Genomic DNA, 14,704 nt, shown 5'->3' on the forward strand with positions numbered 1-14,704 from the left:
ACGCCGTTCCCGCCCCCCGCCGGGAGGAATGCGGAGCTCTCCCGGGTGGTTGTCCCCGGTGAATGCGGAATCACCTTCCGGTCTCTGTACCGGGGGATGGCCCTGCGCACGTAACCTCGGCCGGTGGAGGTACACCACTGATGACTGCCAGCACCTCGCCGTCCCACGGCGCGCCCCTCGACGACGTCCACGCCCCGGTCGCCAGCTCGGCCCCCGGCGGCCTGGTGAAGAGCGTGGTCGAGCTCGACCGCGTCGTGATCCGGCTGGCCGGTGACTCCGGCGACGGCATGCAGCTGACCGGCAACCGGTTCACCAGCGAGACGGCGTCGTTCGGCAACGACCTGTCGACGCTGCCGAACTTCCCCGCCGAGATCCGGGCACCTACGGGGACCCTGCCGGGCGTCTCCTCGTTCCAGCTGCACTTCGCCGACCACGACATCATGACCCCCGGGGACGCCCCCGACGTCCTGGTGGCGATGAACCCGGCGGCGCTGAAGTCGAACCTCTCCGACCTGCCCGGCGGCGGTCTCCTCATCCTCGACTCCGACGAGTTCACCCCCCGGAACCTGGCGAAGGTCGGCTACGCGACCAACCCGCTGGAGGACGGCTCGCTCGAGGGCTGGCAGACCGTGCCGGTGCCGCTGACGTCGATGACGCTGGACGCGCTGTCCGACTCCGGCCTGGGCAAGAAGGAGGCCGAGCGCAGCAAGAACATGTTCACGCTCGGCCTGCTGAGCTGGATGTACCACCGGCCCACCGAGGGCACGATCCGGTTCCTGGAGCGGACCTTCCGCCGCAAGCCCGAGATCGCGGCGGCCAACATCGCCGCGTTCCGCGCCGGCTACAACTACGGCGAGACCACCGAGGCCTTCGCCGTCTCCTACGAGATCAAGCCCGCTCCCATGGCGGCGGGGAAGTACCGCAACATCTCGGGGAACCAGGCGCTCGCGCTCGGCATCGTCGCGGCGGGCCAGCGCTCGGGTCTGCCGATCTTCCTGGGCGCGTACCCGATCACCCCGGCCTCGGACATCCTCCACGAGCTGTCCAAGCACAAGGCCTTCGGCGTCCGCACCTTCCAGGCCGAGGACGAGATCGCCGGCATCGGCGCGGCGCTGGGTGCCTCCTTCGGCGGCGCCCTCGGCGTGACGACGACATCCGGCCCGGGCGTGGCGCTCAAGGCCGAGACGATCGGGCTGGCGGTCATGACCGAGCTGCCGCTGCTCATCGTGGACGTGCAGCGCGGCGGCCCCTCGACGGGCCTGCCGACCAAGACCGAGCAGTCGGACCTGCTGCAGGCCATGTTCGGCCGCAACGGCGAGGCGCCGCTGCCGGTCATCGCGCCCCGCTCGCCCGGGGACTGCTTCGACGCCGCGATCGAGGCCACGCGCATGGCGCTGACCTACCGGACCCCGGTCATGCTGCTCTCGGACGGCTACCTCGCCAACGGGGCCGAGCCGTGGGCGGTGCCCGATGCCGACTCGCTGCCGGACCTCACCGGCACGGTCGGGTTCGCCACCGGGCCGAACGCCGAGTCCACCGACGGCACCCCGGAGTTCCATCCCTACCAGCGCGACCCGGAGACCCTGGCGCGCGCGTGGGCGGTCCCCGGCACCTCCGGGCTGCAGCACCGCATCGGCGGGCTGGAGAAGGCCGACGGGAACGGCAATATCTCCTACGACCCGGGCAACCACGACTTCATGGTCCGCACACGGCAGGCCAAGATCGACGGCATCGCCGCCTCGATCGGCCCGACGGACGTCGAGGACCCGGACGGGGACGCGACCGTCGCCGTCATCGGGTGGGGCTCCACCTACGGCCCCATCGGTGCCGCCTGCCGGCGGATCCGGGCCTCGGGCCGCAAGGTGGCCCAGATCCACGTGCGGCACATCAACCCGTTCCCCGCCGACCTCGGCGAGGTCCTGGCCCGGTACGACCGGGTCATCTGCCCGGAGATGAACCTGGGGCAGCTCGCCCTGCTGCTGCGCGCGAAGTACCTGGTCGACGTGCAGAGCCACACCCAGGTGAGCGGGATGCCGTTCCGGTCCGCCGAACTGGCCGCGGTCATCCAAGACGCCATCGACACCTCGAGCACCGACGCGGTTCCGGCCGGAACCGCAGCGAACGGAGCCATGCAGTGACCACGCTGGACACGCACGTGCACGACCTGGGCATGCCCGGGAACCCGATCTCGGCCGCCGTGGCCACCTCGGTCGCCGTCTCGGGCGAGAAGAAGACCGAGCTCAAGGCCAAGGACCTCAAGACCGACCAGGAGGTGCGCTGGTGCCCGGGGTGCGGTGACTACGTCATCCTCAACGCGGTCCAGAGCTTCCTGCCCAGCCTCGGCATCGCCCGCGAGGACATGGTCATCGTCTCGGGGATCGGCTGCTCGTCCCGCTTCCCGTACTACATGAACACCTACGGGATGCACTCCATCCACGGCCGCGCCCCGGCGATCGCCACCGGTCTGGCCGCCTCCCGCCCCGATCTGTCGGTCTGGGTCGTCACCGGCGACGGCGACTCGCTGTCCATCGGCGGCAACCACCTGATCCACGCGCTGCGCCGCAACGTGAACATGACGATCCTGCTGTTCAACAACCGGATCTACGGCCTCACGAAGGGCCAGTACTCCCCCACCTCCGAGGTCGGGAAGGTCACCAAGTCCACCCCCATGGGCTCGCTGGACCACCCGTTCAACCCGATCTCGCTGGCCCTGGGCGCCGACGCCACCTTCGTCGGCCGCGCCATGGACTCCGACCGCAAGGGCCTCACCGACGTGCTGCGCCAGGCGGCGGAGCACCAGGGGACGTCGCTGGTGGAGATCTACCAGAACTGCAACATCTTCAACGACGGCGCCTTCGAGCTGCTCAAGGACCCGAACACCGGCACCCAGTGGTCGATCCCCCTGGAGCACGGCAAGCCGCTGGTCTTCGGTCCCGACGGCGCCGCCTGCGTCGTGCGCGACGACTTCGGTGGGCTGCGCATCGCCGAGACCAACCAGGTCGCGGCCGAGGACATCGTGGTCCACGACGCGACGCGGGAGAACCCGGCGTACGCGTTCGCGCTGTCCCGGCTGTCGTCACAGGACCTGCGTTACACGCCCATGGGCGTGTTCCGCTCGGTCCAGAAGCCGACCTACGACGGGATGATGACCGAGCAGCTCGACACCGCCCGCGTGCAGGGGGACGCCGACCTCGACGCCCTGCTGGGCGGCGGCGAGACCTGGTCCGTCCAGGGCTGAGACACGTGGTCCCGGGCCCGTCCTCCCCTGGGGAGGACGGGCCCGTGCGCGTCCGGGGTGGGGGCAGCTGATGGAGCGGTACGAGCGCGAGCCGCTGTCGCCCGCCGGCCAGATCGACTCGTGGGGTGACCTGGCGTCAGGCCTGCGATCCAACCGACGGGGCCGGCGCCGCGCGCTGCGCATGCTGCTGTGGCTGGCCGTGGTCGCCGCGCTCCTGACCGGACTGGTGTTCCTGCTCGCCTGAGCCCCGGCCGGCGGCCCTCAGCACCGTGGTCAGGACGGGGAGCGCCCGGTCGAGCTCCGCCCGGGTCGGAGCGGCGAAGCCGAGCACCAGGCCGGCTCGGCGGTCCGGGCCGTCCCCCTGGTGGTGGCGTCCGAGTCCGTCGAGCGCCAGCCCCCGCCGGGCCGCGTCCGCACGGACGGCCTCCTCGGTCGCGGGGTCCGCCAGGCGCACCACCACGTGCGCACCGGCCGGGTCACCCTCGGCGACGCATCCGGCCGCGGCGACCGCGGCACGCACCTGCTCGCGCCGGCCGGCCATCTCCCGGCGCAGCCGCCGGAGGTGGCGGGCCAGGTCGCCGGAGGCGGCCAGCGCGGCGAGCACCCGCTGCCCCGCGCGGGCAGGGCGGATGCCGGTGTCGGTGCGGCGGGCCAGCAGGTCCGCGCGCAGCGGTGCGGGAGCCACCAGCCAGCCGACGCCCAGCGTCGGGCTGAGGATCTTGCTCGAGGTGCCGAGGTGGACGACGACGTCGGGTCCGAGCGCGCCGAGCAGCGGCAGGGGGGCGACGTCGAACCGCAGCTCGCCGTCGTAGTCGTCCTCCAGCACCCACCACCCCTCCGCGCGCGCCCGGGCGACCAGGGCCAGCCGGCGTGCGGCGGACATCCGCCGGCCGGTCGGGAACTGGTGCGCCGGTGTGCAGTAGACCGCCGCCAGACCGCCCGGCAGGGCGTCGACGACCAGACCGTCGTCGTCGACGGGGACCGGGACCACGTCGACGCCCGCGTCGCGCAGCGCAGCCACCGCGCGCGAGTAGCCCGGGTCCTCCACGGCGACCCTGCTGCGCGGCGGCAGGATCCGCGCCACCTCCCCCACCGCGGCCGAGGTGCCGGCCGTGGCGAGCACGTCGTCGGGGCCGGCGACCAGACCGCGGTGCCGGAGCAGGTGGTCCCCCACCGCGGCCCGGAAGGCGGGGTCGCCCGCCGGGTCGGGCCGGAGGTCGGGCACCTGGTCCCCCGCCGCGCGCCAGGCCCGCCGCCACGCGGCGCGGTCCAGCACCTCCAGGCAGGGCGACCCGGCCCGCAGCTCGACCAGTGCGGGCACCGGCGTGCCCGGTCCCGGTGCGGGAGAGGGTGCTGCCGGGGTTGACGGCACCGCGCCGAGCACGAACGTGCCCACGCCGCGGCGACCGCCGGCCCAGCCCTCGGCGAGGAGCTGGTCGTACGCAGCGCTGGTGACCGTGCGGCTGACCCGCAGTGCGGCGGCCAGCTCCCGGGTCGACGGCAGCCGGTCGCCGGGCCGCAGGGAGCCGCCGGCGGCGGCCGCCCGCAGGGCGTCGGCGAGCTGCACGGACAGCGACGTGCCGGCTGCCCGGTCGAGCACGACGGGCGGGATGCCGGTCACCGTGCCCCCTCTCCAGTGGCCTGCCGGGATGCTAGCCGATTGGCCGTTCCGGAGGTCCACTCCGCCGTCCAGGATCGGGAGCATGGTCCCCGCTCCCCCGCTGTCCCCGACCCCGCGAAGCACCGTCCGCCGGGGCGCCAAGCGCGCCCGCACCGACCGCGGAGACCTGTACGCCGTCCTCGACGCCGGTCTGGTGGGCCACCTGGCGGTCGTGCTCGACGGCGCCCCGGTGGTCCTGCCCACGGGCTACGGCCGCTCCGAGGACACCCTCTACCTGCACGGCTCCACCGGGGCCGGCACGCTGCGCGCGGCCACGGCGGGCGCCCCGGTCTGCTTCACCGTCACCCACCTGGACGGCGTCGTCTACGCGCGCTCGGCGTTCCACCACTCGGTGAACTACCGGTGCGCGGTGGTCCACGGCACGGCCAGACCGGTCGCCGACGCCGACGAGAAGCTGCTCGGCCTGCGGGTGCTCACCGAGCAGCTGGCTCCGGGCTCCTGGGCCGCCACCCGCCGGCCCGACCGCAAGGAACTGGCTGCGACGGCGGTGCTGGCCCTGGACCTCGCCGAGGCCAGCGTCAAGATCCGCACCGGTCCACCCGGTGACGAGGAGCGCGACCTGTCGCTACCGGTGTGGGCCGGGGTGCTGCCGCTGCGGACCGTCGTCGGAGAACCCGAGCCGGATCCCCTGCTCCCCGCCGGGACGCCGGTGCCCGCCCGCGTGGCCGGACGGTCACTCGGCTGAGACGCGCGTCCGACCGGGCGCCGCTACGCGGAGGCGGCGCCCCAGGCGCGGACGGCGGCCGCTGTCTCGTCGGGTGTCTCGCCCGTCGAGTCGTGGTGCAGATCGGCCGCCGTCCCGTGCACCCATCCGCTGAAGGTGCGTACCGCGTCGAGCAGGCCGCGCCCCTCGGGCAACCAGGCCTCGTACACGGCCGAGCCGCGGCCGCGTTCCCGCGCGGCGATCACCTCCGGCGACGGTATGAGGGCGACGGTCAGGAGGCGGACGGGGGCGACCGCCGCACGCACCACCCGCAGGTGGTCGCCGTACACATTGTCGGCGATGACCGTGGTGAAGCCGGCCTCGACGTAGATCCTGGCGGCGGTGCCGAGCACCCGGTACCGCAGGTGGAGCTGCTCGAGCGCCTCGGCGGTCGGATGCTCGCCCATGTCCGCGCGTCCCGCGACCACCGCCTGCCAGAAGGTGTCCCCGTCGAGGAACACCCCGCGGTGCGCGAGCCGCGCGACGGCACGCCCGACCGTCGACTTGCCCGAGGCCGGGGCGCCGGTCACGAGCAGGATCGTCGCCGGAGCGGACACGGTGGCGGACACGGTGGCGGACACGGTGGCGGACTGTGCCACGCCTCGGCTTCCGCGAGCCACCCGCGAGGGCCCGTCCCGTCAGGACGAGCCCTCGCGAGCCCGTCAGCGCCGGCCGGCGCCGACGACGTGCACCCAGCGGTTCTTCGAGGCGAGCATCGGGTTCGGGTCGTCCTCGGCGCCGGAGACGAGGCAGAACTGCAGCCAGGCCTTGCCGTTGCGCAGGGGGTCCAGGTCGCGCCCGCCGTAGTCCTCCGCATGCCGGCCAAGCGTGACCAGCTTGGTCTGCCAGCGGCCGTTGCATCGCACGGCGACGTCACCCGAGACGTTGGTGTCGTACCAGGCGTCGACCGTGGAGCTGCTGCCCTCCGCCGTCGGGTCGGGGCCACCCTGCTTGACCGACACCCACAGGTGGATGGACTCCCCACCCCAGCAGCGGTAGCTGCCGAGCACCTGCACGGTGTCGGCCTTCCAGGGCACCGTCCACGCGACCGGGGCGACCCAGCCGATCTCCGGGGCCCGCGGGGCCTGCGGCGCGGCCGAGGCGGTGGACAGCCCGGGAACGACCAGGGCGAGGACAGCGAGGACGACGACGACGAGTACCCGGGACCTGCGCATGCGGGACCTCCAGGATGGGTGCCCGCCCCCCGCGCGGGCGATCGACTCCAGCACCCAGGAGATGGCGGCCCGCCGCACCCCCACGACAGGTGCTCGCGCACGGCACCACCGGCCCGGGCGACGTCAGGCGCGAGGCGTCACCCGCAGTAGCTGGTCGGAGCCGCCGCCGTTGTCGGTGGTCACGTAGAGCGCGCCGTCGGTGCCCTGCTCCACGGTGCGGATGCGCCCGTAGTCGCCGTCCAGCTCCGGCAGCCGGAACTGCTCGGTGAGCGTGCCGGACGCGTCCAGGCGGAGCGCCAGCACATGCTGGCCGCGCAGCGCGCCCAGCAGGAGCAGTCCGTCGTAGTCGGCCCACTGGTCGCCGTCGAGGAAGGTGCCGTCGCTCGGCGCGATGGGCGGGGCGCCGGAGTCCCAGACCGCCGGCACCGCACCCTCGATCTCCGGGTCGGTCATCGGGACGCTCTCGTCGTACGCCCCGTCGCCCACCGGGTCCCAGCCGTAGTTTCCACCGGGCTGCAGCAGGTTGACCTCGTCGTTCCGGTCGGGGCCGTGCTCGACCGAGTACACCTGATCGGTGCCCGGCCGGACGGCCAGACCCTGCACGTTGCGGTGCCCGTAGGTGTAGATCAGGTCGGCAGCCCCGTCGTCCGGCGCGGCGAACGGGTTGTCCGGCAACGCCTCCCCCGTCGCGGGATCGGCCCGCAGCACCTTGCCGGCCAGCGAGCCGAGGTCCTGCGGGAAGGTGCCCACGGCGTTGTCCCCGGTGCCCACGAGCAGCGCCCCGTCGGGTGCGAACTCCAGCCGGCAGCCGCCGTGCCGCCCGATGTCCTCGTTGACCGGGATGCCGCCGATGAGCGGGTCCTGCACCCGGTCGGCGGCCGACCATTCGTCGTCCACGGCCCAGGCGATCACCTCGATCGAGGCATCGCCGCCGTCCGTGACGCCCTGGCAGGTGTAGAACCGCCGGTTCTCGGCGAAGGCGGGGTCCAGCGCCAGGCCCATCAGGCCGGTCTCCCCCACGGCGAACAGGTCGCCGAAGTCCGCCGCCACCTCCTGCACGGTGCCGTCCGGCAGCACCGCGGTGAAGCCGCCCGCGCGCTCGTCGAGCAGCAGCGTGCCGTCCGCGGCCTGCGCGACGTCCCAGGGATGGTCGAGCCCGTCGGCCACCACCTCGACCGCCAGCGACGGAGCACCGGTGGGCGCCGAGGTCGTGGGGGGCGTCGACACGGACCCTGCCTCCTCCTCCGCCGTCGACGAGGCGGAGCAGGCGGCGAGGGGGAGGGACAGCGCCAGCAGGCAGGCGAGTGGGGTCCTCATCACCCCGTGGTTCCCCGTCGCCTCAGCTGGTACGCGTCACCACGTAGTCGCACAGCGCCGACAGCGCGTCGCGGACGTCCCCCGCGGGCACGGCGGACAGCCGCGCCCGGGCCCGGTCGGCGTACTCGCGGAGCACATCGGTGGCCCGTTCCAGCGAGCGGGACGCGCGCAGCAGCCGCAGCGCCTCGGCGTGCTCGGCGTCGTCGGTGACCGGCGCGGCGACGAGCTCGCGCAGCCGTGCCTCCGCCGGATCGTTCCCGGCCAGCGCGAACAGCACGGGGAGGGTGGCGATGCCCTCGCGCAGATCGGTCCCGGGCGACTTCCCCGAGGCGCCGGCGACGCTGACGATGTCGATGAGGTCGTCGGAGAGCTGGAAGGCCACCCCGACCTCCTCGCCGAAGGCGGTGAGCGCCTCGACCAGGTCGTCGTCGGCTCCGGCGAAGGAGGCGCCGAACCGGGCGGAGGTGGCGACCAGCGACCCGGTCTTGTCCGCCAGCACCTCGAGGTAGTGACCGACCGGGTCGTCCCCGGGCTGGGCGCCCACCGTCTCGCGGATCTGGCCGGTGACCAGCCGCTCGAACGTGCGCGCCTGGATGCGGACGGCCTCGGGACCGAGGTCGGCCAGCAGGTCGGAGGCCCGGGCGAACAGGAGGTCGCCGGTGAGGATCGCGATGCTGTTGGTCCAGCGGCTGTTGGCGCTGGGGGCACCGCGGCGCACGGAGGCCTCGTCCATGACGTCGTCGTGGTACAGCGTCGCCAGGTGGGTGAGCTCGCAGACCACCGCCGCGGAGGTGACCTCGGGCCGGTCCGGATCGCCCAGCTGCGCGGCGAGCAGCGCCAGCATCGGCCGGAACCGCTTGCCGCCGGCCGCCATGAGGTGGCCGGCCGCCTCGCGCACGAACGGGTGCTCGCTCCCGACCGACTCCGCCAGCGCCGCCTCGACCCGGGCCAGCCCTGCGGCCAGGGCATCGCCCAGGGTGCCCTCGGGCAGCCAGGGGCCCATGGTGGAGGCCGGCGTGGAGATCCGGTGCCAGACCTCGGTGGGGGTGCCGTCGGCTGCGGCACGGGCTCCGGTCATCAACGGCCGAATGTAGCCGCCTGCTCGGCCAGGTCCAGCACCGCCCCGGGCAGGATGCCCAGCGCCAGCGTGGCGCTGGCCGTGACGGCGAGGACGACCGTCGTCGGGATGCCGGGCACGCCCACCGTCGGCCCGTCCGCCGCGGGCGGCGAGAAGTACATGAGCACGATGACCCGCAGGTAGAAGAACGCCGCGACCGCGCTGGCCAGCACCGCCACCAGCACCAGCGGCCAGGCGCCCTCCTCGACGGCGGCGCGGAACACCGCGAACTTGCCGGTGAACCCCGCGGTGAGCGGGATCCCGGCCAGCGCGAGCAGGAACAGGCCCATGACCGCGGCGGTCAGCGGGGACCGCGACGCCAGCCCGGCCCACTGCGACAGGTGCCCGGCCTCGCCGTCGCCGTCGCGCACCAGCGTGAGGACGGCGAAGGCGCCGAGCGTGGTGAGCCCGTAGGTGACCAGGTAGAACATCGTGGCCGCCAGGCCGGACCCGTCCCCGCCCGCGCCCAGCCCCAGCACGCCGGTGAGCAGGAAGCCGGCGTGCGCGATCGAGGAGTAGGCGAGCATGCGCTTGAGGTCGGTCTGGGTGAGGCCGAGGACGGCGCCGACGACCATCGACACGATCGCCACCCCGTAGATCAGCGGCCGCCAGGTCCACTCCTCGGCGCCGAACCCGACGTAGAGCAGCCGGAGGATCGCGCCGAAGGCCGCCACCTTGGTGCAGGCGGCCATGAAGGCGGTGACCGGGGTCGGGGCGCCCTGGTAGACGTCGGGCGTCCAGCTGTGGAACGGCGCGACGCTGGCCTTGAACAGCAGGCCGACCACGAGCAGCGCCAGCCCGAGCACGAGCAGTACGTCGCTGCCGCCCTCGGCGGTGGCCTCGCGGATCTCGCCGAGCCGGATGGTGCCGGTGGCGCCGTAGACCAGCGCGAGCCCGTACAGGAAGAACGCCGAGGCGAACGCGCCCAGGAGGAAGTACTTGACCGCCGCCTCCTGCGACAGCAGCCGGCGGCGCCGGGCCAGCCCGCTGATCAGGTACAGCGGGAGGCTGAGCACCTCGAGGGCGACGAACATGACCAGCAGGTCGTTCGCGGTGACGAAGACCATCATGCCGCCGACGGCGAAGGTGGCCAGCGGGTAGACCTCGGTCTGCACCCGGGTGGCCGTGAGCTGGTCGCGGTCGCGCGGGCTGCCGGCCGGCACGGCGACCGAGGCCACGAAGGCCGACCGGGCCGGGTCCAAGCCGCGCTCGGCGAACAGCAGCACGGCGAGGACGGCGAGCCCGGTGACCGTCGCCTGCAGGAACAGGCCGGCGTCGTCGACGGCGAGCGCGCCGCCGGCGGTGATCTCCGGATCGCGCAGGGCGGCCACCAGCAGCGTGGCGGCGAAGCCACCGGCGGTGCCCAGCAGGGCGACGGCGACCTGGACGCGGTGCCGCACGTCGCGGGGCACGAACCCCTCGACCAGCACACCGATGCAGGCGGCGCCGAAGACGATCAGCAGCGGCGCCAGCGCCGCCCACGAGAGGTCAGGGGCCTCGATCATCGGGTCCCTCCGAGGTCGTCCAGGGTCGCGACGACCGCCGGCTCGATGATGTCCAGCAGCAGCTGGGGTTGGACGCCGAGCACCACGACCAGCACCACCAGCGGCGCCACGACGGCGATCTCCCGCCGGCTCAGGTCACGGAACCGCACGGCCGCGACGGTCGGCGCGGTCAGGACGGCGGTGGCGCCCGACCCGCGGTGCTCACCTGCCGGCGCCGGCTCACCTGCGGTCCCGGACGCGACGCCGTCCATGGGTGCGACCACGCCGCGTGCCGGGCCGTGCATCGTGCGCTGGTACATCAGCAGGATGTAGAGCGCGGCCAGGATGATGCCGACGGTGGCCAGGATCGTGTGCACCGGCCGCTCGGGGAACGAGCCGATCAGCACGAGGAACTCGCTGACGAAGCTGTTGGTACCCGGCAGCGCCAGCGAGGCCAGGCCCGCGACGAGGAAGACCGCCGCCAGCTTCGGCGCCTGGGCCGCGACGCCGCCGTAGTCGCCGATCTGGCGGGAGCCGCCGCGGGCGATCAGCATGCCGACGACGAGGAACAGCAGGCCGGTCGCGATGCCGTGGTTGACCATGTAGAGCACCGCGCCGGTGGCCGCCTCGGTGGTGAACGCGAAGATGCCCAGCGCGATGAAGCCGAAGTGCGAGATCGACGTGTAGGCCACGAGCCGCTTCATGTCGCTCTGCCCCATGGCCAGCAGGGCGGCGTACAGGACGCCGACCACGGCCAGGACGAGCACCAGCGGCGCGAAGTACCGCGACGCGTCGGGGAACAGCGGCAGGCAGTAGCGCAGGAACCCGAAGGTGCCCACCTTGTCCAGGACGCCGACCAGCAGCACCGCTCCGCCGATCGGCGCCTCGGCGGCGCTGTCGGGCAGCCAGGTGTGCAGCGGGACCAGCGGCGCCTTGATGGCGAAGGCGACGAAGAAGCCCAGGAACAGCAGCTTCTGCACGCCGGGGTCGATCTCGAGCTCGCGCAGCGCGTCGAAGGCGAAGGTGCCCTCCCCGAGCTGGCTGTTGCTCACCACGTACAGCCCGATGACCGACGCCAGCATGATCAGCCCGCCGACGAGGCTGTAGAGGAAGAACTTCACCGCGGCGTACTGCCGTCGCGGCCCGCCGAAGCTGCCGATCAGGAAGTACATCGGGACGAGCATCGCCTCGAAGAAGACGTAGAAGAGGAAGACGTCGGTGGCGGCGAAGACGCCGACCATGAACGCCTCGAGCAGCAGCAGCCAGGCGAAGAAGAACCGCATCGAGCGCCCCGGGGAGCCGGCCGGCGCCTCCTCGGAGCCGGGTGCACGGTCCTCCCAGGAGGCGCCGATGACCAGCGGCACCAGCAGGCCGATGAGCAGCAGCATCACCAGCGCGATGCCGTCGACGCCCAGGGCGAAGTCGACGCCGAAGTCGGGGATCCAGGCCACCGACGTCGTCAGCTGGAACCGCTCGCCGCCGGTGTCGAAGGCGATCGCGGCCAGGACGGCCAGCACCAGCACGACCAGGCTCACGCCCAGGGCCAGCTGCTTGGCGATCAGCTCGCGACCCTTGGGGAGGGCAGCGACCGCCGCCGCACCGATCGCCGGCACGGCGATCATCGCCACGAGGAACGGGAAGTCAGCCACGTCCTACAACCTCTCCGTTCGTCCTGGGGAAACTGCGCCGTCCGCTCATCCCGACGTCACCGCCAGCAGCGCACCGGCCACCAGCACCGCACCGCCGAGCATGCCGAGCGCGTAGGTGCGCACGAACCCGGTCTGCGTCCGACCCAGCCGCGAGGAGGAGCCCCCGAGACCGGCGGCCAGCCCGTTGACCGCGCCGTCCACGCCGCGGTTGTCCACCCACACCAGGGCGCGGGTGAGCCACTGACCGGGGCGCATGACCAGCGACTCGTTGACCGTGTCCGCGTAGAGGGCGTTGCGGGCCGCCCGCGTGACCGGCGAGACCCGCACCGGGGCCTCGGTCGGGACCTCGCGGCGGCCGACGAACAGCCAGGCCGCCAGCACGCCGAGGAGCATCACGACGGTCACCACGAGGCCGACCGTCGCCGGCGCGACCACGTGGGCCGCCTCCTCCGGCTCGCCGAACACCGGCTCCAGCCAGTCCGACAGCGGGAAGGCCTCGACCAGGAGGAACCCGGCGCCGACGGAGCCCAGCGCCAGCACGATCATCGGCGCGGTCATCACCGACGGGGACTCGTGCGGGTGGATCCCCTCCCGCCAGCGGGCCCGGCCGAAGAAGGTCATGAGCATCAGCCGGGTCATGTAGAAGGCGGTGAGGCCGGCACCGAGCACGGCCACGCCCCCGAGGACCCAGCCCCAGACGTCGTCGCGGTCCAGCGCGGCCTCGATGATCGCGTCCTTGGTGAAGTAGCCGGACAGGAACGGGAACCCGATGAGCGCCAGGTAGCCCAGCCCGAAGGTGGCGAAGGTGATCGGCAGCTTCTTCCAGAGCCCGCCGAAGCGGCGCATGTCCACCTGGTCGTCCATCGCGTGCATGACCGATCCGGCGCCGAGGAACAGGCCGGCCTTGAAGAAGCCGTGGGTGAGCAGGTGCGCCAGGCCGGCGACGTAGCCGGCGGGGCCGAGGCCGACGGCCAGGAACATGTAGCCGATCTGGCTGACCGTGGAGTACGCCAGCACCTTCTTGATGTCGTCGAAGGCGCAGCCGGCGATGGCGCCGATGAGCAGCGTGATCGCCCCGACGGCGAGGACGACGGCGCGCGCGGTCTCGGTGAGGTCGTAGATCGGGGCCGAGCGGGCGATCAGGTAGACGCCGGCGGTGACCATCGTGGCCGCGTGGATGAGCGCCGAGACCGGGGTCGGCCCCTCCATGGCGTCGGGCAGCCACGCCTGCAGCGGGAACTGGCCCGACTTCCCGCAGGCGCCCAGCAGCAGCAGGAGCCCGATGGCGGTGATCGTCCCGCCGGCCAGCGTGCCCACCGCACCGAAGACGCCTGCGTAGGACGTCGTCCCGAGCTGGGCGAACATGATGAAGATCGCCAGGGCCAGGCCGACGTCCCCGACCCGGTTCATGATGAAGGCCTTCTTGGCCGCCGTCGCAGCCGCCGGGCGGGTGTACCAGAAGGCGATGAGCAGGTAGGACGCCAGACCGACGCCCTCCCAGCCGACGTAGAGCGCCACGAAGCTGTTGCCCAGGACCAGCAGCAGCATCGCCGCGACGAAGAGGTTCAGGTAGGCGAAGAACCGGCGGCGCCCGGGGTCGTGCGCCATGTAGCCGATCGAGTAGACGTGGATCAGCGAGCCGACGCCGGTGATCAGCAGCGCGAACATCGCCGACAGCGGGTCGTAGAGCAGCCCGGCACGGACGTCGAGATCGCCGGTGGAGATGAAGGTGAACAGGTCGACGTCGACCGACCGTTCCTCGACGCCGGTCAGCTGGACGGCGCAGAGCACCGCCAGCAGGAAAGCGCCCACCACCGTCGCCGTCCCCAGCAGGTGGCCCCAGCGGTCGGTGCGCCGGCCGCCCAGCAGCAGCACCGCAGCGCCCGCCAGGGGCAGCGCGATGAGCAGCCAGGACCAGCCGAGCAGACCCTCGGCGGGCAGTGCCTCAGACACAGATGTCCCCGTCCCGCGCGTCAGTACTTGAGGAGGTTGGCGTCGTCGACCGAGGCGGACCGCCGGGTCCGGTAGATCGACATGATGATGGCTAGGCCGATGACGACCTCGGCCGCCGCGACGACCATCACGAACAGCGCGATGATCTGGCCGTCGATGGTGCCGGTGGTGCGGGCGAAGGTGATCAGCGTCAGGTTGACCGCGTTGAGCATCAGCTCGACGCACATGAACACGACGATGGCGTTGCGCCGCACCAGGACGCCCACGGCGCCGATGGTGAACAGGATCGCCGCGAGCACCAGGTAGTAGGTCGGGGTCATGAGTCCTCCTCGCCGGCGCTCGTCGGGCTCATGCCCCCGCGTGCTGTGTCCGTGGGTCCGCTCGCAC

12 protein-coding genes are annotated in these 14,704 nt (G+C 73.0%); 3 read left to right on the forward strand and 9 right to left on the reverse strand.

Annotated features, from left to right (window positions below):
• The first annotated feature begins 140 nt into the window (after positions 1-140).
• Entirely contained in the window at positions 141-2,138 is a 1,998-nt protein-coding gene (locus tag ACI793_RS09825; RefSeq protein ID WP_456606190.1) for a 2-oxoacid:acceptor oxidoreductase subunit alpha, read from the forward strand.
• Positions 2,135-3,238 (forward strand): 2-oxoacid:ferredoxin oxidoreductase subunit beta, encoded by a 1,104-nt coding sequence (locus tag ACI793_RS09830; protein ID WP_456606191.1) that lies wholly within the window; start codon positions 2,135-2,137, stop codon positions 3,236-3,238. The genes ACI793_RS09825 and ACI793_RS09830 overlap by 4 nt, the downstream gene beginning before the upstream one ends.
• Before the next feature lie 136 nt (positions 3,239-3,374).
• Here ACI793_RS09830 and pdxR read toward each other — a convergent pair whose 3' ends face one another.
• The gene (pdxR, locus tag ACI793_RS09835) at positions 3,375-4,859 is read right to left on the reverse strand and encodes a MocR-like pyridoxine biosynthesis transcription factor PdxR (RefSeq protein WP_456606192.1); all 1,485 of its coding nucleotides are present in this window, start codon (positions 4,857-4,859) and stop codon (positions 3,375-3,377) included.
• Positions 4,860-4,941: 82 nt separating this feature from the next.
• Between pdxR and ACI793_RS09840 the strand changes: the two genes are divergently transcribed.
• Complete coding sequence (locus ACI793_RS09840) at positions 4,942-5,604, forward strand: pyridoxamine 5'-phosphate oxidase family protein (protein ID WP_456606193.1); 663 nt, start codon at positions 4,942-4,944, stop codon at positions 5,602-5,604.
• Between the two features lie 23 nt (positions 5,605-5,627).
• Here ACI793_RS09840 and ACI793_RS09845 read toward each other — a convergent pair whose 3' ends face one another.
• The 8 genes from ACI793_RS09845 to nuoK form a co-directional block, all read right to left on the reverse strand.
• The gene (locus tag ACI793_RS09845; protein WP_456606194.1) at positions 5,628-6,203 is read right to left on the reverse strand and encodes an AAA family ATPase; all 576 of its coding nucleotides are present in this window, start codon (positions 6,201-6,203) and stop codon (positions 5,628-5,630) included.
• Between the two features lie 81 nt (positions 6,204-6,284).
• Positions 6,285-6,797 carry a hypothetical protein gene (locus ACI793_RS09850; RefSeq protein WP_456606195.1) on the reverse strand — a complete coding sequence of 171 codons (513 nt, stop codon included), beginning with the start codon at positions 6,795-6,797 and terminating at the stop codon, positions 6,285-6,287.
• A 123-nt stretch (positions 6,798-6,920) separates the two neighbouring features.
• A complete protein-coding gene (locus ACI793_RS09855; protein ID WP_456606196.1) occupies positions 6,921-8,024 on the reverse strand; it encodes a PQQ-dependent sugar dehydrogenase in 1,104 nt (367 codons plus the stop codon).
• A gap of 112 nt (positions 8,025-8,136) precedes the next feature.
• The gene (locus tag ACI793_RS09860) at positions 8,137-9,192 is read right to left on the reverse strand and encodes a polyprenyl synthetase family protein (RefSeq protein ID WP_456606197.1); all 1,056 of its coding nucleotides are present in this window, start codon (positions 9,190-9,192) and stop codon (positions 8,137-8,139) included.
• Complete coding sequence (gene nuoN / locus ACI793_RS09865; RefSeq protein ID WP_456606198.1) at positions 9,192-10,736, reverse strand: NADH-quinone oxidoreductase subunit NuoN; 1,545 nt, start codon at positions 10,734-10,736, stop codon at positions 9,192-9,194. Before nuoN ends, ACI793_RS09860 begins: the two co-directional genes overlap by 1 nt.
• Positions 10,733-12,364, reverse strand: a complete 1,632-nt coding sequence (locus ACI793_RS09870; protein WP_456606199.1) for an NADH-quinone oxidoreductase subunit M — start codon at positions 12,362-12,364, stop codon at positions 10,733-10,735. The genes nuoN and ACI793_RS09870 overlap by 4 nt, the downstream gene beginning before the upstream one ends.
• 45 nt (positions 12,365-12,409) lie before the next feature.
• Positions 12,410-14,317 carry an NADH-quinone oxidoreductase subunit L gene (gene nuoL, locus ACI793_RS09875; RefSeq protein WP_456606200.1) on the reverse strand — a complete coding sequence of 636 codons (1,908 nt, stop codon included), beginning with the start codon at positions 14,315-14,317 and terminating at the stop codon, positions 12,410-12,412.
• 20 nt (positions 14,318-14,337) lie between these two features.
• Positions 14,338-14,637, reverse strand: coding sequence for an NADH-quinone oxidoreductase subunit NuoK (gene nuoK / locus ACI793_RS09880; protein ID WP_311343724.1), 300 nt, complete (start codon positions 14,635-14,637; stop codon positions 14,338-14,340).
• Positions 14,638-14,704 lie beyond the last annotated feature (67 nt).

It is taken from the genome of Blastococcus sp. SYSU DS0617 (assembly GCF_054051075.1).